Origin of the sequence: Ramlibacter rhizophilus, assembly GCF_004681965.1 — a bacterium.
In the GTDB taxonomy this organism is placed as follows: Bacteria; Pseudomonadota; Gammaproteobacteria; order Burkholderiales; family Burkholderiaceae_C; genus Ramlibacter; species Ramlibacter rhizophilus.
In genome coordinates this window covers 396,565-417,537 of record NZ_SMLL01000003.1, presented here as the reverse complement: position 1 = coordinate 417,537, position 20,973 = coordinate 396,565, and the positions used below count along the sequence as shown (strand labels likewise).

The following is a 20,973-nucleotide window of genomic DNA, read 5'->3' as shown; positions in this document are numbered from 1 at the left end:
CCCGCCCCAAAAAGGAGGATGGACTCATGAACCGCAAACGCTTCGTGGCGGCCTGCCTTGCGCTGGTCTCGCTCACGGCCCTGGCGCAGGCACCCGACAACGCCCCGGTGTTTTCCGGCCCTCCCCTGAAGCTGGGGGTCATCGGCCCCTTCACCGGCCCCTCCGCGGATTTCGGCGTGCCCATGCTCAATGGCGTGCGCATGGCGGTGGACGAGATCAATGCGGTGGGCGGCTACCTGGGCCGGCGCATCGACCTGGTGGTCCAGGACGACAAAGCCGACCCGCCCACGGGCCTGGCCGGTGCCAAGGCCCTGGCGCAGGAGAAGGTCTTCGCCACCATCGGCTTTTGCAACACGGGCGTCGCCATGGCGGCGCTGGACGTGTTCCAGCAGAACCAGATGCCGCTGATCGTGCCCTGCGCCGCGGGCAGTCCGGTGACCACCAAATTCCCGCCGGCGGACAGCTACGTCTTCCGCACTTCGGCGCGGGACGGCATCCAGTCGGACTTCGTGGTGGCCGACCTGGTCAAGCGCGGATGGACGAAGGTGGCCATCTTCGCCGACACCACGCCCTACGGGCAGTCGGGCCGGGCCGACGTGAAGAAGGCGCTGGCGCTGCGCAAGCTGGAGCCGGTGTACGAGGCCAACTTCGCGCTGGGCACCACCGACCTCACCAGCGAGCTGCGCGCCGCCCGCGAAGCCGGTGCCAACGTCATCTTCACCTACACCGTCGGCAAGGAAAACGCCGCCGTGGCCCTGAGCCGGCAGGCGCTCAAGTGGAACGTGCCGCTCGTGGGTGGCTGGCCGCTGTCCTTCCCCTTCTTCATCGACGGCGCCGGGCGCGCGGCCGAAGGGGCGCTCATGGCACAGACCTTCATCGCCGAGCCGAGCAACGAGCGCCGCGCCGCCTTCCTGGCCGGCTACGCGCGCAAGTACAAGGTGCGGCGCATCCCCGTGCCCATGGCGGCGGCGCAGGCCTACGACGCGGCCTACATCCTGCTGTATTCCATGTTCAACATCCGCAATGGCGACCTGAGCGGCCCCCGCCTGAAGGCGGCCCTGGAGAACATGCAGCGCACCTACTACGGCGTGGTCGCCACCTACGAGCGGCCCTTCAGCCCGCAGGAGAAGGACGCGATCGTGCCCACCATGATGGTCATGGGCCAGGTCAAGGACGGCGCCATCACCTTCGCCTACCCGGAGGACGCCCGGCGCAACCTCTTCGTGCAGCGCAAGAAGTAGGCGGCTTCCGGGCGCGCAAGCTCAGAAGGTGCCCGGATAGGCCCCGCCGTCCACCAGGAAGTTCTGGCCGGTCACGTAGCCGGCCTGCGCGCTGCACAGGAACGCGCAGGCGGCGCCGAACTCGTCGGGCTGGCCGAAGCGGCCGGCCGGGATGGACTTCATGCGCGCCTGCATCACGGCGTCCATGGTCTGGCCGGTCTTCTTCACCGCGCCCTCGAAGGTGGTTCGCAGGCGGTCGGTGTCGAAGGCGCCGGGCAGCAGGTTGTTGATGGTCACGTTGGCCGAGGCCAGCTTGGCCGAACGCGCCGCGCCGGCCACGAAACCGGTCAGGCCGCTGCGGGCGCCGTTGGACAGGCCCAGGATGTCGATGGGCGCCTTCACCGCGCTGGAGGTGATGTTCACGATGCGGCCGAAACCGCGCTCGGCCATGCCATCCACGGTGGCCTTGATCAGCTCGATGGGCGTGAGCATGTTGGCATCCACCGCGGCCAGCCAGGCTTCGCGGTCCCACTGGCGGAAGTCCCCCGGCGGCGGGCCGCCCGCGTTGGTCACCACGATGTCGTAGTGCGCGTGCGCTGCGAGCGCCGTGGTCCGACCCGCCGGCGTGGTGATGTCGGCGGCGACGGCCAGCACCTGCGTGCCCGCAGGCAGCGCCGCGTCGGCGCGCAGCGCCTGCGCTGCCGCGTCCAGCACCTGCGCGCCGCGCGCCACCATGACCACGTTCACGCCCTCGCGCGCCAGCGCCTTGGCGCAGCCCAGCCCCAGGCCCTTGCTGGCCCCGCACACCAAAGCCCAGCGGCCCTTGATTCCCAGATCCATGGAACGTTTCTCCTCGACGATGAAAGACGCGGGGCGCGTCGCCCCGCAAAGCCTGCGACTATAGGCGCGCGGAACGGGCCGCCCGGACGTGCGCCCTTTCAGGCCTTGCTGCGGCTGAACACGTAGATGCCGGCCAGCACCAGCACGGTCCCGGCGGCCATCCAGGGCGTGAACGGCTCGCCGAGGATCCACACGCCCATGAAGATGGTCGACAGCGGCCCGACCATGCCGGCCTGGGCCGTCATCGACGAGCCGATGCGCTCGATGGCCATCATCACCAGCAGCACCGGCACGGCCGTGCACAAGGTCGCGTTCAGCACCGACAGCCAGATCACCGGCGGCGCGACCCACGCCGCCTCGATGGGCCGCAGCAGCAGGAACTGCAGCACGCAGCACAGGCAGGCCACCGAGGTCGCCAGGCCCACCAGTCGCAGCGATCCCAGGCGCTGCACCAGCTGGCCGCTGTAGGTGAGATAGAAGGCATAGCTCACGGCACTCGCGAAGACCAGCGCCGTGCCCCAGGCCGCCTGCGGTCCCAGCAGCCCGACCTCCTGGCCGAAGACCAGCAGCACGCCCGCGTAGCTCAGGGCCATGCCGGCCACGTGCACCCGGGTGACGGGCCGCCGGTACATGAGCCAGCCCAGGAACAGCACCAGCGTGGGGTTGAGGTAGAGGATCAGCCGCTCGAGCGCGGCGCCGATGTACTGCAGCCCGACGAAGTCCAGGAAGCTCGCGAGGTAATAGCCGGTCACGCCCAGGCCGGTGACGCCCAGCCAGTCGCGCCCGGTGAGCGCCGGCTTGCCGCGCCCGGCCCACCAGGCCATGGCCGCGAAGATGGGCAGCGCGAAGAGCATGCGGTACATGATGAGCGTGACCGCATCGACGCCGTGCCGGTAGGCGAGCTTGACGATGATGGCCTTGCCGCTGAAGGCGGTGGCGCCGACGGCGGCGAGCAACAGGCCGGCGCCGAGATCGCCTGCGCGCGGTGCCGCGACGCTCACCGCGCGCACGCAGGCTCCGCGGTGCTTCGGGGCAGGCCGGTGCCGGGCAAGGAAGGACGAAAGAATAAGAGGCTCATGAGGCGAGCGCGATTGTCCACCGTCTCACGCAGGTTGCCGGCATTCCCGCCGGCGTGACTGAAGCGTCAGCGCCCCCGCCTGCCGCCGCAACCTGCGCGGCGCCCGGGTCGCCAATGAAAAACGGCGCCCGAAGGCGCCGCTTTCACGAAGTCAGGACGAGGCTCAGTCCTCTTCCTGGAACGCTTCCTGGCGCTTGCGCTTGACCGAGGGCAGCGCCACGATGATCACCATCAGCGCGGCCAGGCCCAGCAGCGTCGCCGAGATCGGGCGCGTGACCATCACGCTCCAGTCGCCACGGGAGAGCAGCAGGGCGCGGCGCAGGTTCTCCTCCATCATTGGGCCGAGGATCAGGCCGAGCAGCAGCGGCGCAGGCTCGGCACCCAGCTTGATGAAGGCGTAGCCGATGACGCCGAAGATGGCCACCATCCACACGTCCCAGGTGTTGTTGTTCGTGGAGTAGACGCCGATGGCGCAGAACAGCACGATGGACGGGAACAGCCAGCGGTAGGGGATGGTCAGCAGCTTGATCCACAGGCCGATCAGCGGCAGGTTCAGGATGATCAGCATGGCGTTGCCGATCCACATGGAGGCGATCAGGCCCCAGAACAGCTCGGGGTTGCTGGTCATCACCTGCGGGCCCGGCTGGATGTTGTGGATGGTCATGGCACCCACCATCAGCGCCATCACGGCGTTGGGCGGGATGCCCAGCGTCAGCAGCGGGATGAAGGAGGTCTGCGAACCGGCGTTGTTGGCCGACTCGGGACCGGCCACGCCGCGGATGTTGCCCTTGCCGAACGGGATCTCTCCGGCCTTGAGCTTGACCTTCTTCTCGATGGTGTAGGAGGCGAAGGCCGAGAGCAGCGCGCCGCCACCGGGCAGGATGCCCAGGCCGGAGCCGATGGCGGTGCCGCGCAGCACGGCAGGCAGCATGTGCTTGAAGTCGGCTGCCGTGGGCATGAGGCCCGAGACGCGGTCGGTGAAGACCTCGCGCTCGCTCTCGTGCTTGGACAGGTTCATGATGATCTCGCCGTAGCCGAACACGCCCATGGCGATCACGATGAAGCCGATGCCGTCGGTCAGCTCGGGAATGTCGAAGGAGTAGCGCGCCACGCCCGAGTTCACGTCGGTGCCGATCAGGCCGATCAGCAGGCCCAGCAGGATCATGCCGATGGCCTTGAGCAGCGAGCCCGAGGCCAGCACCACGGCGCCGACCAGGCCCAGGATCATGAGCGAGAAGTATTCGGCTGGCCCGAACTTGAACGCCACCTCGGTCAGCGGGGCGGCGAAGCCGGCCAGGATCAGGGTGCCCACGCAGCCGGCGAAGAAGGAGCCCAGGCCGGCGGAAGCGAGCGCCGGTCCGGCCCGTCCCTGCCGGGCCATCTGGTAGCCCTCGATGATGGTCACCACCGACGATGCCTCGCCGGGCAGGTTCACCAGGATGGCGGTGGTCGATCCGCCGTACTGCGCGCCGTAATAGATGCCGGCCAGCATGATCAGCGCCGACACCGGGGGCAGGGCGTAGGTGGCCGGCAGCAGCATGGCGATGGTGGCCACGGGGCCGACGCCGGGCAGCACGCCGATCAGCGTGCCCAGCAGGCAGCCGATGAAGGCGTAGAGCAGGTTGATCGGCGTGAACGCGACGCCGAAGCCGAGGGCAAGGTTGGCAAACAGGTCCATGGTCTCGGGTTCCTCAGCGCACGATGAAGCTGGGCCAAACCGGGAATTGCAGGTTCAGCATGTAGACGAAGGCGAAGTAGCTGCCGATGGCCAGGATGGTTCCCAGGATCAGCACTTCCTTCCACTTGAACTCGTCGCCGGCCATGGCCGCGACGATGGTCAGCGCGTAGATGCCGACGATCAGGCCCATGGCCGGCACGCCGATGGCCGGCAAGCCCCCGAGCGCGATGCCGAACACCACGTTGCCCGCGATGATGAAGAACAGGGGCTTCCAGGCGATGGCGCCGATCTTGCCGCCGTCCTCGGTCTCGACGACCAGTCCCTCGAAGGCCACGATCAGGCCCAGGATGGCCAGCAGTGTTCCCACCAGGAGCGGGAAGTAGCCGGGGCCCATGCGGGCGCCTTCGCCGATGTTGTAGTTCGTGGCACCCCACGCGAAAGCCACGCCCACCACGGTGAACATGAGTCCCGCGACGAAGTCCCTCTGGTTCTTCACGCGCACGGCAATCTCCTCGGTATTTGGATAACCGGCGGATTGTGGGCGGCAGCGGCTGGTAAACAGTTGTGGGTTCCACCTACCACCGACCGCGCGCACCAGATCAGGGCATGGCGCCCCGGCTCGGCGTTCAGCCGATCCGGCGCAGCACCTTGAGCCACTTCCTGGCCGGCAGGCCCCAGCGCGACTCGACCGCGTCGGCGCGCGCCTGCAGTTCGGGGCGCCCGGGCGTCTGCGGCGTGCGCAGGGCCAGCACCACGGTGTTGCCTTCGCGCGTGGGCTTGAAGGCCCAGACCGCCTCCGGCCCGAAGGCCGCCGCGATCCGCTCCAGGCTGGCCGCGTAGCTGGATGAGCGGCCGAAGAGATTCACCGTCATGCAACCGTCCCCGGTGAGCAGGCGCCGACAGTCGGCGTAGAAGCCTTCGCTGTCCAGCACCGGCGCGGCGGCCTCCTCGTCGTACAGGTCCACCTGCAGGGCGTCGATGCGGCCCTGCCAGTGCGCATGGGCGGCCACCTCGGCCGCATCGCCCAGCACCACCGACAGGCGGGCATCGTCCGGCGGCAGCTTGAAGTACGTGCGGCAGGCCGCGACGACCTGCGGGTTGAGCTCGATGGCCGTGGTCTGCATGCGCAGGCGCCTGCGGCAGAACTTGGTGAGCGCGGCCGCGCCCAGGCCCAGCTGCATGGCGTGGCGCTGCGCCACGGAGGCCGGATCGACGAACAGCAGCCAGGCCATCATGCGCTGCACGTACTCGAGGTCGATCTCGTCGGGCGCGGCGATGCGCATCGAGCCCTGGATCCATTCGCTTCCCAGGTGCAGGTAGCGGATGCCGTCGTGCTCGGAGACGTTAACTTCGGGCAGTTCGGGGCCCGCTTGGCTGATCGGTTTCACCGGCGCGATTATCGTGAGCCGCGCAGGCCCGCCAGGCGCGGCAGCGCCGCGCAGGCGTTGCGGGTGGTCGCCTCGGCCACCGCCTCGCTGGACAGGCCCCGCAGCTGCGCCAGCACGGCGCCAATGCGCGTCAGCTCGGCGGGTTCGTTGCGCCCCTGCGGATGCCCGGCCGCCCGTTCCTGTGCAGTGCGGTACAGCCAGTGCGGCGGAATGTCCGGCGCATCGGTCTCCAGCACGATGGCCTCCAGCGGCAACTGCGTCGCCAGGCGCCGGATCTGCTGCGAGCGCTCGTAGCTCAGCGTGCCGCCAAAGCCCAGCCTGAACCCGAGGTCCACGAACTGGCAGGCCTGCTGCCAGCTACCGTTGAAGGCATGCGCGATGCCGCCGGCCACCGGGATGCGCCGCAGCTCCCGCAGCAGCGCATCGGCCGACCGGCGCACATGCAGGATCACCGGCAACCCGTGGTGCGCCGCGATCCGCAACTGCTCGCGATAGAAGTGCGCCTGCCGCGCCGCATCCAGGCCGGGCACGAAGTGATCCAGCCCGATCTCGCCCACCGCCACCAGGCGTGCATCGCCCGCACGCAGGGCGAGCTGCGCGTCGAGCGCCTCCAGGTCCTGCGGCCCGGCCTGCGCCGTGAGCAGCGGATGGATGCCCAGGGCATAGGCATCGCCGTTCGCGTGGGCCAGCGTGCGCACCCGCTCGAAGTGGGCAGCGGCGACTGCAGGAATCACGCACTGCGCCACCCCCGCCGCGGCGGCCCGGCGCCGCACCGCATCGCGATCGGCCGCGAATTCGTCCGCGTCCAGATGGCAATGTGTATCGATCCAGTCGGACATCGCCGCATGATGCCCGAGCGTGGCGCAGTGCCCGCCGATCCGTGATACCGTGTGCTCCGGGTTTTCCTTGTCTCCTTTCGCAAGTTTTTGAGGTGACGGATGCGCAGGCCAGCCTTCTACAGCTCCAGCCGCCCAGGCCAAGCGGCCGCTGGATCCCCTGAGCCCGAGGCCTCTGCCTCAGCCGCCGCCGCCCAGGCCCCTCCCGATTCCCCTGCCCCCCGTCGACGCGGGCGCCGTCCCAGTCAGACGGAGCTTCTCTGGGTCGTGATCCTGGTCATGGCCGCCCTGCTCGCCTACAGCTTCGCCGTCCAGCCCACCCAGCGGCGCCTCACGCAGAAGGACATCGACGCCGCCGTCCTCAAGACCCTCGAGACGCAGAACATCCCCTCCGAGTACGCCCGCGCCTACGAGAACATCCGTCCGTCCGTCGTGCGCGTGGTCAGCTACATCCGCAAGGACCGCCTCTCGGCCGACCAGCTTGCCAAGCTGAACAAGCGCACCGACAAGCCCAAGCCGCTGGGCCCCGCCCCGGCCAATCCGCAGGTCGAAGACAATGACAACGAGATCGAAAGCGGCGTGGGGACCGGCGTCGTCATCGTGGACAAGGGCGTGATCCTCACCAACCTGCACGTGGTCTCGGGCGCCGACCGCATCAAGGTGATCTTCCATGACGGGCTGGAGGCCAGCGCCTCGCTCACCAACGTGCAGCCGGAGAACGACCTGGCCGTGCTGCAGGCGCAGAAGATCCCGGACGACATGATCGCCGCCACCATGCGCTCCACCGGCGACCTCGCCCCCGGCGACAAGGTGGTGGCGGTGGGCTTTCCCTTCGGCATCGGTCCCTCCGGCTCCGCCGGCGTGGTCTCCGGCCTGGGCCGCGTGTTCCGCTCGCCCGACAGCGGCGCCGAGATGCGCAACCTGATCCAGTTCGACGCCGCGGCCAACCCCGGCAATTCGGGCGGCCCGCTGGTCACCATGGACGGCCAGCTCGTGGGCATCGTCACCGCCATCCTCAACCCCACTTCGGCGCGCACCTTCCTGGGCATCGGCTTCGCCGTGCCGATCGAGAACGCCGCCAACGCCGCCGGCCTGCCGCCCTTCTGAAGACCTTCGCTCATTCCTCGCACCATGAACGACTCGCTTTCCGAATCCCCCCGCCAGGACAGCCACACCGCCAAGCTGATGGAGCAGATCCTCTACGAGGTCAAGCGCGTGGTGGTCGGCCAGGACCGCTTCCTCGAACGCGTGATGGTCGCCATGCTGGCGCAGGGCCACCTGCTGGTCGAGGGCGTGCCCGGCCTGGCCAAGACGCTCACCGTCAAGACGCTCGCCAGCACCGTGCGCGGCAACTTCAAGCGCATCCAGTTCACCCCCGACCTCGTTCCCGCCGACCTGGTGGGCACGCGCATCTACAACCAGAAGAGCGGTGAGTTCAGCACCTCGCTCGGGCCGGTCTTCACCAACCTGCTGCTGGCCGACGAGATCAACCGCGCCCCGGCCAAGGTGCAGAGCGCGCTGCTGGAAGTCATGCAGGAGCGGCAGGTCACCATCGCCGGACAGACCCACCGCGTGCCCTCGCCCTTCCTGGTCATGGCCACCCAGAACCCCATCGAGACCGAAGGCACCTACCCGCTGCCCGAGGCGCAGGTGGACCGCTTCATGATGAAGGTGCTGGTGGACTACCCGACCGACGAGGAGGAGTACGTCATCGTCGAGCGCGTGACCGGACCGCAGGTGGACGTCTCGCCCGTCGCCACCACCGAGCAGCTCGCGGCCCTGCAGGCCGAGTGCCGCCGCGTCTACGTCGATCCCGCCCTGGTGCAGTACGCCGTGAAGCTGGTCTCGGCCACGCGTGACCCGGCGCGCCACGGCCTGAAGGACATGAACCGCTTCATCACCTTCGGCGCCAGCCCGCGCGCCACCATCAACCTGGTGGAAGGCGCCCGCGCCCTGGCCATGCTGCGCGGGCGCACCTACGCCCTGCCCGAGGACATGAGCGACCTGGTCCCCGACGTGCTGCGCCACCGCCTGGTGCTGTCCTACGAGGCCCTGTCCGAGGGCCTCGCCTCGGACACGCTGGTCGAGCGCATCATGGCCCGCATCCCGGCCCCGCCGCGACCGCTGGAACATGAAAAACTGGCTGCGTAAACGCTTCGGCGGCGACGCCCCCCCGGCGCCCTCGCCCGCGCCCGAGCTGCCCGGGGCATCCCGGGCCGAGCACGTGCTGCGGCGGCTGGAATGGACGGCCATCCGCCGCCTGGACGGCCTCCTGCAGGGCGACTACCGCACCCTGCTGCGCGGCACCGGCCTGGACCTGGCCGACCTGCGCGAATACCAGCATCACGACGACGTGCGCCACATCGACTGGAACGTCACCGCCCGCCAGGGCACGCCCCACGTGCGCGTGTTCACCGAAGACCGCGAGATGGCCGCCTGGTTCCTGCTGGACCTGAGCCCCTCGGTGGACTTCGGGTCGGGCGAGCAGCGCAAGCGCCATGTCTCGGCCGAATTCGTCGCCGTGCTCGCGCGCCTGCTCACGCGCCATGGCAACCGCGTGGGCGCCATGCTGTACGGCAGCGGCGTGGACACCGTCATTCCTTCGCGCGGCGGCCGGCGCCACGTGCTGCACCTGCTGCATGCCCTGCAGACCCGGCCGGTGCAGCCCGAGGCCCAGACCACGCGCCTGCGCGACCTGCTCGACGCGGCGGCGTCCATGCTCAAGCGCCGCTCCACCGTCTTCGTCGTCTCCGACTTCATCAGCGAGCCCGGCTGGGATCGCCCGCTCGCGCAGCTGGCGCGGCGCCACGAAGTGGTCGCCGTGCGCCTGCTCGACCCGCTCGAGCTGCAACTGCCCGACCTGGGCCTGCTCACCCTGCGCGACGCCGAAACCGGCGAGCAGCTCCTGGTGGACACGCACGATCCGGGTTTTCGCAAGCGCTTCGCCACCGTGGCCGCGCAGCGCGAAGCCGAGCTGCGCGAGGGCCTGGCCAAGGCGGGCGTCGATGCGCTCGAGCTGTCCACCGACGGCGACCTGGTGGACGCGCTGATGCGGTTCATGGAAATGCGCAAGCGCCGGCTGCGCCTGGCCGCCGGCAGCCTGCCCGCCCACCTGAAGCAAGCCGCCTGACCTGAGAGTCCCGTCATGCAATTCCTCTGGCCCCACTACCTCTGGCTGCTGCTGGCCCTGCCGCTGCTCGTCCTGCTGTACATCGCGCTGCTGCGCCGCAAGAAGAAGATGGCGGTGCGCTATGCCTCGCTGTCGGTGGTCAAGGAAGCGATGGGCACGCGCTCGGCCTGGCGCCGGCACCTGCCGCCGCTTCTCTTCCTGCTCTCGCTCACGGCCATGCTGCTGGCCTCGGCGCGGCCGGTGGCGGTCATCGCGCTGCCTTCGGCGCACCAGACGATCATCCTGGCCATGGACGTCTCCGGCAGCATGCGTGCGACCGACGTCGAACCCAACCGCCTGGTCGCGGCCCAGAACGCGGCCAAGAGCTTCCTGGGCGAGCTGCCGCGGCACGTGAAGGTCGGCATCGTGGCCTTTGCGGGTTCGGCGCAGGTGGCGCAGCTGCCCACCACCAACCGGGAAGACCTGGTCACGGCCATCGACCGCTTCCAGCTCCAGCGCGCCACGGCCACGGGCAATGCCATCGTCATCTCGCTGGCCACGCTGTTCCCCGACCAGGGCATCGAGCTGCAGGCCCTGCAGGCCGGGCGCGAGCGCCAGCGTGGCTTCGCCATCAACGCCGAGCGCAAGGAGAAGAAGGAGTTCACCCCGGTGCCGCCCGGCTCCTACAACTCGGCCGCGATCATCATGCTCACCGACGGCCAGCGCACCACGGGCGTCGATCCCCTGGAGGCCGCCAAGATGGCCGCCGACCGCGGCGTGCGCGTGTACACCGTGGGCGTGGGCACCATCGATGGCGAGACCATTGGCTTCGAGGGCTGGTCCATGCGCGTGCGCCTGGACGAGGAAACCCTCAAGCAGATCGCCACCAAGACGGACGCCGAGTACTTCTACGCCGGCACCGCCCAGGACCTCAAGAAGGTCTACCAGTCCCTCAGCTCACGCCTCACGGTGGAGAAGAAGGAAACCGAGATCTCGGCGCTCTTCGCGCTCGCCGCGGCCTTGTTGGCGCTGGGGGCGGGGGGGCTGTCGCTGCTGTGGTTCAACCGGATCCTGTAGCGCCGCCTGCAACGCTGCCCCGACATGGCCGCCTCCGGGCGGCCATGTAACTTCCAACTACGCCATTTGCACCTGCTAGCCGTGAACGCCCGGCGGGCGGGTGGCGTCCCACAATGAACCGCAGGGGGCCGGCCGTGCCCGGCCCGCATGCAACCGGGAGACGCCATGAGCACCACCACCAGCGACCAGATCCTCGAGCGCCTGCACGAATGGGGCGTGCGGCGCATCTTCGGCTACCCCGGCGACGGCATCAACGGCCTGCTGGGCGCGCTGGACCGCGCCAGCGACAAGATCGAGTTCATCCAGGCGCGGCACGAGGAGCTGGCGGCCTTCATGGCCTGCGCGCATGCCAAGTTCACCGGCGAGGTGGCGGTGTGCATGGCCACCTCCGGGCCCGGCGCGATCCACCTGCTCAATGGCCTGTACGACGCCAAGGCCGACCACCAGCCGGTGGTTGCCATCGTGGGCCAGGCCGCCCGCGCGGCCATGGGCGGCGACTACCAGCAGGAGGTGGACCTCAACACCCTCTTCAAGGACGTGGCGCACGAGTACGTGCACACGGCCATGGTGCCCGAGCAGATCCGCCACCTGGTGGACCGCGCCATGCGCATCGCGCGCGACCAGCGCAGCGTGACCTGCATCATCCTGCCGCACGACCTGCAGGAAATGGACGCGGTGGACAAGCCACCGCGCCTGCACAGTACCGTCCACAGCGGCATCGGCCTGACCGGCAAGCGCGTGGCGCCCGACACGGCCAGCCTGCGCGCCGCGGCCGAGGTGCTCAATGCGGGCAAGAAGGTCGCCATCCTGGCGGGCGCGGGAGCGCTCAATGCCACCGACGAACTGATCGAGGTGGCCGATCGCCTGGGCGCCGGCATCGCCAAGGCCCTGCTCGGCAAAGCCGCGGTGCCGGACGACCTGCCCTTCGTCACCGGCAGCATCGGCCTGCTGGGGACGCAGCCCAGCTGGGAGATGATGAGCAATTGCGACACGCTGCTCATGGTCGGGTCCAGCTTCCCCTACTCCGAGTACCTGCCCAAGGAGGGCCAGGCGCGCGGCGTGCAGATCGACCTGGACGGCCGCAAGCTGAGCCTGCGCTACCCCATGGAGGTCAACCTCGTGGGGGACAGCAAGCTCACCCTGCAGGAGCTGCTGCCGTTGCTGGAACGCAAGACCGACCGCGGCTGGCGCGAGCAGATCGAAGGCCAGGTGCGCGACTGGTGGGGCGTGCTGGAGGCGCGCTCGCAGAACACCGCCGACCCGATCAACCCGCAGCGCATCTTCTGGGAGCTGTCGCCGCGCCTGCCGGAGCACTGCATCATCACCTGCGACTCGGGCAGCACGGCCACCTGGTACGCGCGCGACCTGAAATTCCGCCGCGGCATGATGGGCTCGCTCTCGGGCGGCCTCGCCACCATGGGCCCCTCCGTGCCCTATGCCCTGGCCGCCAAGCTGGCCTACCCGGACCGGCCGGTGATCGCCATCAGCGGTGACGGCGCCATGCAGATGCTGGGCATCAATGGCCTCATCACCGTGGCGCACCGCTACAAGCAGTGGGCCGACCCGCGCCTGGTGGTGCTGGTGGTGGACAACGGCGACCTGAACATGGTCACCTGGGAACAGCGCATCATGGGCGGCGACCCCAAGTTCGAAGGCTCCCAGGTGCTGCCGAGCTTTCCCTTCGCCGAGTACGCGCGATCGCTGGGCCTGCTGGGCATCAAGGTGGAAACGCCCGAGGCCATCGGCCCGGCCTGGGACGAAGCCTTGCGCGCGGACCGGCCGGCGCTGCTGCAGGTGATGTCCGATCCCAAGGTGCCGCCCGTGCCGCCGCACGTCTCGGCCAAGCAGGCGCGCTCCTATGCCAAGGCGCTGGTCTCGGGCGATCCGGAAGCCGTGGGCATCGTCATCGCCAGCGCCAAGGAATGGTGGGACGGCCTGGTCGGCGGCAAGGGCAAGAAGAAGTCCTGATGGCGCACCGGCACGAGACCGCGCCGGATGATGCGGGCCTGGACGCGCGCCGCCTGGAGGCCGACCTGCGCGCCACGGTGCGCGGGGAGGTGCGCTTCGACGCCGGCAGTCGCGCCCTCTACGCCACCGACGCCTCCAACTACCGCCAGACGCCCATCGGCGTGGTGATCCCGCGCGACGTGGACGACGTCGTCGCCACGGTGGCGGCCTGCCACGCGCACGGCGCGCCGCTGCTCTCGCGCGGCGGCGGCACCAGCCTGTGCGGCCAGTGCTGCAACGTGGCCGTGGTGCTGGACTTCTCCAAGTACATGAACCAGGTGCTGGAGATCGACCCCGAGGCCCGCATCGCGCGCGTGCAGCCCGGCTGCGTGCTCGACGACCTGCGCCACGCGGCGCGCGACCACGACCTCACCTTCGCGCCCGACCCCGCCACCCACACCCACAACACCCTGGGCGGGATGATCGGCAACAACTCCTGCGGCCCGCACTCGGTGATGGGCGGCGAGACGGTGCACAACGTCATCGAGCTGGACATCCTCACCTACGACGGCCTGCGCATGACCGTGGGCGCGACCGACGACGCCGCCTTCGAGCGCCTGTGCAGCGCGGCAGACCGACGCGCCGACATCGCGCGCGGCCTCAAGGCGCTGGCCGAGCGCCATGCCGACGCCATCCGCGAGCGCTTCCCGCGCATCCCGCGCCGTGTCTCGGGCTACAACCTGCCGCAGCTGCTGCCGGAGAATGGCTTCGACCTCGCCAAGGCCCTGGTCGGCACCGAAGGCACCTGCGTGGTGGTGCTGGAGGCCCGGCTGCGCCTGGTGCACCGCCCGCCCTCCCGCAGCCTGCTCGTGCTCGGCTACCCCTCGGTGTACGAGGCGGGCGACCACGTGCCCGAGGTGATGCAGGCCAAGCCCGTCGCCCTCGAAGGCGTGGACGACCGGCTGGTCTCCGACATGGAGCGCAACCACCTGCACCCCGAAGGCGTGGCGCTGCTGCCCGAGGGCGGAGGCTGGCTGCTGGTCGAGTTCGGCGGCGACACGCCCGAGGACGCGAGCGCGCAGGCGCGGCAGCTCATGGAGCGCCTGCGCGGCGCGCAGGGCGCCCCCAGCATGAAGCTCATCGAGGACCCGCAGGTACAGGCCATGATCTGGTCGGTGCGCGAGGCCGGCCTCGGCGCCACGGCGCACGTCCCGGGCGAGCACCTCACCTGGGAGGGCTGGGAGGATTCGTCCGTGCCGCCCGAGCGCCTGGGCGACTACCTGCGCGCGCTGCGCAAGCTCTTCGAGGCCTATGGCTACGGCTGCGACCTGTACGGCCACTTCGGCCAGGGCTGCGTGCACACGCGCATCGACTTCGACCTGCGCAGTGCACCGGGCATCGAGAAGTACCGCCGCTTCATCCGCGAAGCCGCCGAGCTGGTGGTGCGCTTCGACGGCTCCATCTCCGGCGAGCACGGCGACGGCCAGTCCAAGGGCGAGCTGCTGCCGATCATGTACGGCGAGGAACTGGTCCGGGCCTTCGAGGAATTCAAGGCGATCTGGGACCCCCAAGGGAAGATGAATCCCGGCAAGGTGGTCCACCCCTACCGCTCCGACGAGAACCTGCGCCTGGGCACCGGCTATGCGCCGGAGCCGGTCGAGACGGTCATGCACTTCGCCGCCGACCACGGCGACTTCGCCCGCGCCACGCTGCGCTGCGTGGGCGTGGGCGAATGCCGCAAGAAGAGCGGCACCATGTGCCCGAGCTACATGGCCACCGGCGAGGAGATGCACAGCACGCGCGGCCGCGCGCACCTGCTGTTCGAGATGCTCAACGCGAGCCGCGCCGACGCCACGCTGCACCCGCCCTGGCAGGAGCCCGCGGTCAAGGAGGCCCTGGACCTGTGCCTGTCCTGCAAGGGCTGCAAGGCCGAATGCCCGGTGAAGGTGGACATGGCCAGCTACAAGGCCGAGTTCATGCACCACTGGCACCAGCACGCGCCGCGGCCGCTGCTGGCCCACGCCTTCGGCCACGTGGACCGGTGGTCGCGCCTGGCCGCGCACGCGCCGGGCCTGGCCAACTTCTTCAGCCAGACGGCGCCCTTTTCCACGCTGGCCAAGCGCATCGTGGGCATCGCGGCCCAGCGCCGCATCCCGCCCTTCGCACCGCGCACCTTCCTTTCGGGCTTTCGCGACGGCCCGTCACCCGCAGGCGCCGGCGAGGTGCTGCTCTGGGCCGACACCTTCAACAACCACTTCCATCCCCAGGTGGCGCATGCGGCCGTGGACGTGCTGCGCCACGCGGGCTTTCGCGTGCGGGTGCCGCCCGGCGGGCTGTGCTGCGGCCGGCCGCTCTACGAGTTCGGCTTCCTTCATGACGCCCGCCGCTACCTGCAGCGCATCACCGAGGCGCTGGGCGAGGACCTGCGCGCCGGCACGCCCATCGTGGTGCTGGAGCCGGCCTGCCTCTCGGTCTTCAAGGAGGAACTGCCGCAGATGCTGCCGAACGACCAGCAGGCCCGGCGGCTGCGCGAACAGTCCATGCTGCTGCCGGACTTCCTGGAGCGGCATGCGCCCCAGGCCCGCTTCGAGCCGCCGGTGCGACGTGCCCTGGTGCACGGCCACTGCCACCACAAGTCGGTGCTGGACTTCGCCGGCGAGAAGTCGTTGCTGGCGGACCGACTGGGCCTGGCGCTGTCCGCCCCGGACACCGGCTGCTGCGGCATGGCCGGATCCTTCGGCTTCGAGGCGCACAAATACGAGGTGTCCATCGCCTGCGGCGAACGCGTGCTGCTGCCGGCGGTGCGCGAATGGTCCGAGGACGACTGGCTCGTGGCCGACGGCTACAGCTGCCGCGAGCAGATCCACCAGTGCACCGGACGCGAAGCCCTGCACATCGCGCAGGCCCTGCAACAAGCGCTGCCCGCCCGGGCACGCACGTCAAGGAGTTGAACCATGAAAGCCAAGGTCCTGAACGAAAGCCCCGAACAGACGATCGCCCTCATCTACGAGGCCGGCGACGAGGTCGTCTCCACCCTGGAGCGCTTCGCCGCCGAGCGCAGCCTCACCAGCAGCCGCATCAGCGCCATCGGCGCCTTCGAGCGCGCCACGCTGGGCTACTTCGACTGGGAGAAGAAGGACTACCAGCGCATCGAGGTGGACGAGCAGGTGGAGGTGCTGTCCCTGCTGGGCGACATCGCCCTGGAGGGGGACCAACCCAAGATCCACCTTCACGCGGTGCTGGGGCGGCGCGACGGCAGCTGCGTCGGCGGGCATTTGCTGGAGGCGCGCGTGCGGCCCACGCTGGAGCTGCTGCTGGTCGAGTCACCGGGGTACCTGGCGCGGCGGCACGATCCGGTGAGCGGGTTGGCGCTGATCTCGGCGCGGGGGTAGGCGCGGCAGGCGTTCTGGTCGGGCAGTGCATCGAACCAAGCTGGCCCGCGCAGTACTGATGGGCAGACTCAAACGAGTCGACCCATCATTCTTCGCGAGGACAAGCCATGTTCGCCAGAATCAGCGCCTATTTCAGCGGCACCCGCCCGTCCGCTACATCTGCGCCCCCGCCGATCAGCGCGGCAAAGGTCAAAGAGCTGTGTCACCTGCAGCCTCTCCTGGCTGGAGCCAAGCTGGCGGACTCCACCCAGGTCCGTGTGAGCTGGGGCCAATGGAAGTTGAAGCCCGGCGGCGGCTCCAGTTCCAGCAGCGCCCTGCGCCACCAGAAGGCGGCCATCGACCGCAACCAGGCAATGTTCACAATAGCGTTCGCGGATCGGCAGTGTGCAAGTCTGGCCCAGCCCCTGCTCGCCAAGATCCGCGGTGATCAGAGGCAGCTGTCCGTCGGACACCTTCGCAACGAACTGCTCGCCCTGCAACTGGTCGATGTTGTCAAGAGCACCGGTCTGCGTGGCAACCAAGTGACGGAGTTGCTCCTCCATGTCTTCGACCAGCCCGTCAAGGCCGGGCCGGACCTCACCAAGGCCGTGGAGTACGCGGCACGCCAGATGCAAGGGGCGCGGAGCTTGGCGGCCGACAATGCCTGGCTCGCAGCCCAAGCCTCCTTTCCTGCTCACTGCGCCGTGGGCAGTAGTGCGGAGCCGAAGCGGTGAACATCCGGCCGCTGATTCCGGCGCAAGGTTGCGGCCGGCCATGCCTGCCAACGGCGGAAGGACGCGGTGACAAAAGCCTCAATGAAGAGCGCGCCACGTTCGGGGCGAAGTTGACACCTCGTCCGCTCGCCCCGCCCTACTCCACCGTCCTCAAGGTATAGAGAAACGCCGCCACGTCCCGCGCGTCCTGTTCGCTCAGGCCCAGCGGAGGCATGGCGGACAGCGGGTCCACCTGCTGCGGGTTCAGCAGGAAGCGCACCATGTTCTCCGGCCGGTTGCGGATCACACCGGCAATGTAGGTGCGCGTGCCGATGCCGTTCAGGGGCGGGCCCACCGAGCGCGTGGCGCCCGTCATGCCGGGGATGACGTGGCAGGTGGCGCACAGGTAGCTTCCGACCTTTTCCCTGCCGATGCGTGGGTCGCCCAGCAGCCCCGCGTCCTGCGGGCTCGTCTCGCGAGGGCGCCAGCCGGCGCCGGCTCCCGTGGAGGTCGCAGCCGGCTGCCGACCGCCCGAGGGTGACGCTCGCCCGGGTCCCGGGTCCGGCACCCCTCCCACGAGCTGCGCATAGTCCCGCGGCGACATCACCGCCATGGCCTTCACGAAGGCGGTCAGGTCCCAGATCTGCTCGTCCGGCATGCGCCACTCCCAGGCGGGCATGCCGGACATCTTGATGCCGTGCTTGATCGTCCAGAAGATCTGCTCGGGCGGCCAGGCGCGCGCGCTGGGCATCAGGTTGACCGGTTCCGGCGTCATGCCGAAGGCCAGGACCGATGGCGACACGCCCGGCGCGCCGTGGCATTGCAGGCAGTGGGCCTGGTACAGCGCCACGCCGCTTCGGATGCGGCCGGCCTCGACCAGGTTGGGCGGCGGCTCCAAGCCCCGGGACTCCGCGGCGATCGAGCGATGCAGCGCGTAGTTCAGCAGGGAATACACCGGCGAATAGTGCTGCCGCGAGGCAGCGACGTTGTAGAGCCCGTAGAAAACGAACAGCCAGGCACCCAGGCCCGCGACGGCCAGAACCGCCAGCAGGGCCAGGCCGAGGGTGCGGAGGCGGATGCGCAGGGTCATGGCGGTCAGTGAGGCTTCACGAGATAGGCCGCGATGTGCCGCGCCTCGCGCTCCGAAATGCCCAGCCGGGGCATGGCCGTGCGCGGATCGATGGCCGCCGGGTTCTGCAGCCAGGCCACCAGGTTGTCCGGCGTGTTGGCAATCACGCCGCCGACGTAGGCACGCTCCCCCATGCGGTGCAGCGGCGGCCCCACGTTGGCGCCGTAGCTGCTCAGGCCCGGGATGGCATGGCAGGCCACGCAGCCGTAGCGCTGGATCAGCTCACGCCCGAGCTGCGGGTCGCCTCCGGCGATGCGCATGGGACCCGGCTCGCTCGAGCAGGCTCCCAGCGACAGGAGCGCGGCGCAGGCCACGGGCAGGAGGAATGCGATGGAGACTCTGGACACCTTTGCCACGATTCTGGACGGCGGCCGCGCAGCGCGGGGCCAGACTCAGCGCGAGCGCAAGGTAACAGGAGCACGCAATTGAAAAGCCGCACGGCGCCCGCCCCATCGGCCACGCGGATTCTTCAAGATGCGAACTGAACGAGACGCTCGCCGCCGGCGAACGTCCCTGCCACCCGCCGCATGACCGCCATTCCATCCGTGCCCTCCCCCGCCGCGCCGCCGGTTCGCGCCGCCGCGCAATCGGCTTTCGAGGCCTGGAGCGAAGGCGCGGCGCAGGTGCTCGAGATCACCTGGGTGCTGTTCGTCGGCGGCGCCATCATCTTCGTCTTCGTGATGCTGCTCGTGCTGCTGGCCGTGGCCGGGCCGGGCCGGCTGCGCGCCTCGCTCGCAAAGCACGGCTGGGTCGTGGGCGGTGGCATCGTGTTCCCGCTGGTCGTGCTCACGGCCCTGTTGGTTTACACGCTCTCGGCCGTCTCGCCGCTGGTGCGCCAGCCGGATGCCGCCTCGGTGCTGCGCATCGAGGTGACGGGCGAGCTGTGGTGGTGGCGCGTGAAGTACCTGGACCCGCAGGGCGGCGTGCTGGTGGAGACGGCCAACGAGATCGTCATCCCCGCCGGGGTGCCCGTGGAACTGGCGCTGGTCTCGGACAACGTGATCCACAGCTTCTGGGTGCCCAATCTCGCGGGCAAGCTGGACATGATCCCCGGCCACGTGAACTGGTTGCGCATCGAGGCGCGCGAGCCCGGCGTGTTCCGCGGCCAGTGCGCGGAATACTGCGGCGCGCAGCACGCCAAGATGGCCTTCCACGTGGTCGCGCAGCCCGCGGCGGACTTCCAGCGCTGGCTCCAGGCGCAGCAGCAGCCCGCATCCACCCCGCCCGAGCCCCGCCTGCAGCTCGGACAGCGCCTGTTCCTGGAGAACCGCTGCGGTGTCTGCCACACGGTGCGCGGCACGCCGGCCGACGGCCGCATCGGGCCCGACCTCACGCACGTGGGTCGCCGCGGCTGGATCGCGGCGGCCACGCTTCCCAACAATGTGGGCACGCTGGCCGGATGGATCGCCAACCCGCAGCACATCAAGGACGGCGCGCGCATGCCGGCCTACCACCAGTTCTCGCCGGAGGAGCTGCGCGCGCTGGCCGAGTGGCTCATGAGCCTGCGGTGACGCGCGCATGAACGTGATCGATACCGCCCAAGTGCCGCTGTGGACGATGTACCTGGTCTTCGGCGTCTGCGCCGTGGCGGTGTGGCTGGCCGGTACGCGCCTGGCCCGCTACGCCAATGTCATTGCCGTCAAGAGCGGACTGGGCCATGTGACGGTGGGCATGGTGCTGCTGGGCGGCATCACCTCGCTGCCCGAAGGCGCGGTGTCCGTCTTCTCGGCCGCCTCGGGCGCGCCGGCGCTCGCCGTGAACAACCTGCTGGGCGGCGTGGCGATGCAGAAGGCGCTGCTGGCCGCCGTGGACGGCTTCATCGGCCGCGATGCGCTCACGGTGGTCTCGGCCTCGCCCATCCTGCTGCTGCAGGCCACGCTCACCATGCTGCTGCTGGTGGTGGCGGCCTTCGCCATCGCGACAGGCGACTTCCCCCTGCTGGGCATCGGCATCGGGGCCTGGTCGCTGCCGGCCCTCTACCTGTTCTCGCTGTGGATGATCTCGCGCGCGCAGGGCCGCCAGCCCTGGGTGCCGCGCGAGCACCCCGCCCTGCGCGACGCCGAGGCGACCGCCGCCGCGCGCGAGCCGCAGGCCGACCCGCTGCATGCGGCCTCCATGCGCTCGCTGGTGCTGCGCACGACGGCGGGGGGCGCGGTGATCCTGGTGGCCGGCTTCTTCCTGAGCCAGGCCGGCGAGGCCATCGGCACGCGCACGGGCCTGGGCCTGGGCTTCGCGGGCGCGGTGCTGCTGGCCTTCGCCACGTCCCTGCCCGAGCTGAGCACGGTGGTCTCGGCCATGCGCCTGCGCCAGCACGAGATGGCGATCTCCGACATCCTGGGCACCAACCTGTTCAACGTGGCGCTGATCGTGCTGGTGGATGCGGTGTACGCCGGCCCGCCGGTGCTCGGCGAGGCGGGGGTGTTCTCGCTGGGCCTGGCGCTGCTGGGCGTGCTGCTCACGGTGATCTTCCTGATCGGCCTCATCGAGCGGCGCAACCGCACCATCGGCCGCATGGGCGTGGATTCCTTCTTCATCCTGCTCGCCTACCTGGGTGCGCTGTTCCTGCTCTACCAGCTGCGCTGACCGA

19 protein-coding genes are annotated in these 20,973 nt (G+C 69.8%); 11 read left to right on the top strand and 8 right to left on the bottom strand.

What is annotated here, in order from left to right; all coding sequences use genetic code 11:
• Window positions 1-26 precede the first annotated feature (26 nt).
• A complete protein-coding gene (locus EZ242_RS08465; RefSeq protein ID WP_135284698.1) occupies window positions 27-1,241 on the top strand; it encodes an ABC transporter substrate-binding protein in 1,215 nt (404 codons plus the stop codon).
• Window positions 1,242-1,262: 21 nt separating this feature from the next.
• Here the strand turns inward: EZ242_RS08465 and EZ242_RS08460 are convergent, their stop codons facing one another.
• The 6 genes from EZ242_RS08460 to EZ242_RS08435 form a co-directional block, all read right to left on the bottom strand.
• A complete protein-coding gene (locus tag EZ242_RS08460; RefSeq protein ID WP_135284697.1) occupies window positions 1,263-2,060 on the bottom strand; it encodes an SDR family oxidoreductase in 798 nt (265 codons plus the stop codon).
• Between the two features lie 98 nt (window positions 2,061-2,158).
• Window positions 2,159-3,070: a DMT family transporter gene (locus EZ242_RS08455; RefSeq protein ID WP_135284696.1), complete on the bottom strand. Its 912-nt coding sequence runs from the start codon at window positions 3,068-3,070 to the stop codon at window positions 2,159-2,161.
• A gap of 231 nt (window positions 3,071-3,301) precedes the next feature.
• On the bottom strand, window positions 3,302-4,816 hold the full coding sequence (locus tag EZ242_RS08450) for a tripartite tricarboxylate transporter permease (RefSeq protein WP_135284695.1): 1,515 nt from the start codon (window positions 4,814-4,816) through the stop codon (window positions 3,302-3,304).
• Between the two features lie 13 nt (window positions 4,817-4,829).
• Window positions 4,830-5,279 (bottom strand): tripartite tricarboxylate transporter TctB family protein, encoded by a 450-nt coding sequence (locus EZ242_RS08445; RefSeq protein ID WP_420821244.1) that lies wholly within the window; start codon window positions 5,277-5,279, stop codon window positions 4,830-4,832.
• A 163-nt stretch (window positions 5,280-5,442) separates the two neighbouring features.
• On the bottom strand, window positions 5,443-6,204 hold the full coding sequence (locus tag EZ242_RS08440) for a spermine/spermidine synthase domain-containing protein (RefSeq protein ID WP_240787025.1): 762 nt from the start codon (window positions 6,202-6,204) through the stop codon (window positions 5,443-5,445).
• Between the two features lie 8 nt (window positions 6,205-6,212).
• Entirely contained in the window at window positions 6,213-7,043 is an 831-nt protein-coding gene (locus tag EZ242_RS08435; RefSeq protein WP_135284693.1) for a TatD family hydrolase, read from the bottom strand.
• Window positions 7,044-7,142: 99 nt separating this feature from the next.
• Between EZ242_RS08435 and EZ242_RS08430 the strand changes: the two genes are divergently transcribed.
• The 8 genes from EZ242_RS08430 to EZ242_RS08395 all read left to right on the top strand — a co-directional run bounded on the left by EZ242_RS08430 (window position 7,143) and on the right by EZ242_RS08395 (window position 17,278).
• Window positions 7,143-8,147 carry a S1C family serine protease gene (locus tag EZ242_RS08430; RefSeq protein WP_135284692.1) on the top strand — a complete coding sequence of 335 codons (1,005 nt, stop codon included), beginning with the start codon at window positions 7,143-7,145 and terminating at the stop codon, window positions 8,145-8,147.
• A 24-nt stretch (window positions 8,148-8,171) separates the two neighbouring features.
• Window positions 8,172-9,191, top strand: a complete 1,020-nt coding sequence (locus EZ242_RS08425; protein ID WP_135284691.1) for an AAA family ATPase — start codon at window positions 8,172-8,174, stop codon at window positions 9,189-9,191.
• Window positions 9,172-10,170: a DUF58 domain-containing protein gene (locus EZ242_RS08420; RefSeq protein WP_135284690.1), complete on the top strand. Its 999-nt coding sequence runs from the start codon at window positions 9,172-9,174 to the stop codon at window positions 10,168-10,170. Before EZ242_RS08425 ends, EZ242_RS08420 begins: the two co-directional genes overlap by 20 nt.
• Before the next feature lie 15 nt (window positions 10,171-10,185).
• A complete protein-coding gene (locus tag EZ242_RS08415) occupies window positions 10,186-11,226 on the top strand; it encodes a VWA domain-containing protein (RefSeq protein WP_135284689.1) in 1,041 nt (346 codons plus the stop codon).
• Between the two features lie 165 nt (window positions 11,227-11,391).
• Window positions 11,392-13,194, top strand: coding sequence for a thiamine pyrophosphate-requiring protein (locus EZ242_RS08410; RefSeq protein ID WP_135284688.1), 1,803 nt, complete (start codon window positions 11,392-11,394; stop codon window positions 13,192-13,194).
• Entirely contained in the window at window positions 13,194-16,124 is a 2,931-nt protein-coding gene (locus EZ242_RS08405) for an FAD-binding and (Fe-S)-binding domain-containing protein (protein WP_135284687.1), read from the top strand. The genes EZ242_RS08410 and EZ242_RS08405 overlap by 1 nt, the downstream gene beginning before the upstream one ends.
• Before the next feature lie 3 nt (window positions 16,125-16,127).
• Window positions 16,128-16,565: a PPC domain-containing DNA-binding protein gene (locus EZ242_RS08400; RefSeq protein WP_135284686.1), complete on the top strand. Its 438-nt coding sequence runs from the start codon at window positions 16,128-16,130 to the stop codon at window positions 16,563-16,565.
• Between the two features lie 107 nt (window positions 16,566-16,672).
• Entirely contained in the window at window positions 16,673-17,278 is a 606-nt protein-coding gene (locus EZ242_RS08395; RefSeq protein ID WP_135284685.1) for a hypothetical protein, read from the top strand.
• A gap of 136 nt (window positions 17,279-17,414) precedes the next feature.
• Here EZ242_RS08395 and EZ242_RS08390 read toward each other — a convergent pair whose 3' ends face one another.
• Window positions 17,415-18,347 carry a c-type cytochrome gene (locus EZ242_RS08390; RefSeq protein WP_135284684.1) on the bottom strand — a complete coding sequence of 311 codons (933 nt, stop codon included), beginning with the start codon at window positions 18,345-18,347 and terminating at the stop codon, window positions 17,415-17,417.
• Between the two features lie 5 nt (window positions 18,348-18,352).
• Window positions 18,353-18,733, bottom strand: coding sequence for a c-type cytochrome (locus EZ242_RS08385; protein ID WP_240787024.1), 381 nt, complete (start codon window positions 18,731-18,733; stop codon window positions 18,353-18,355).
• A gap of 180 nt (window positions 18,734-18,913) precedes the next feature.
• Here EZ242_RS08385 and coxB point away from each other — a divergent pair, with 180 nt between their 5' ends.
• Both coxB and EZ242_RS08375 read left to right on the top strand, forming a co-directional pair.
• On the top strand, window positions 18,914-19,897 hold the full coding sequence (gene coxB, locus EZ242_RS08380; RefSeq protein ID WP_135284683.1) for a cytochrome c oxidase subunit II: 984 nt from the start codon (window positions 18,914-18,916) through the stop codon (window positions 19,895-19,897).
• A 7-nt stretch (window positions 19,898-19,904) separates the two neighbouring features.
• Window positions 19,905-20,969, top strand: a complete 1,065-nt coding sequence (locus EZ242_RS08375; RefSeq protein WP_205960620.1) for a sodium:calcium antiporter — start codon at window positions 19,905-19,907, stop codon at window positions 20,967-20,969.
• Window positions 20,970-20,973 lie beyond the last annotated feature (4 nt).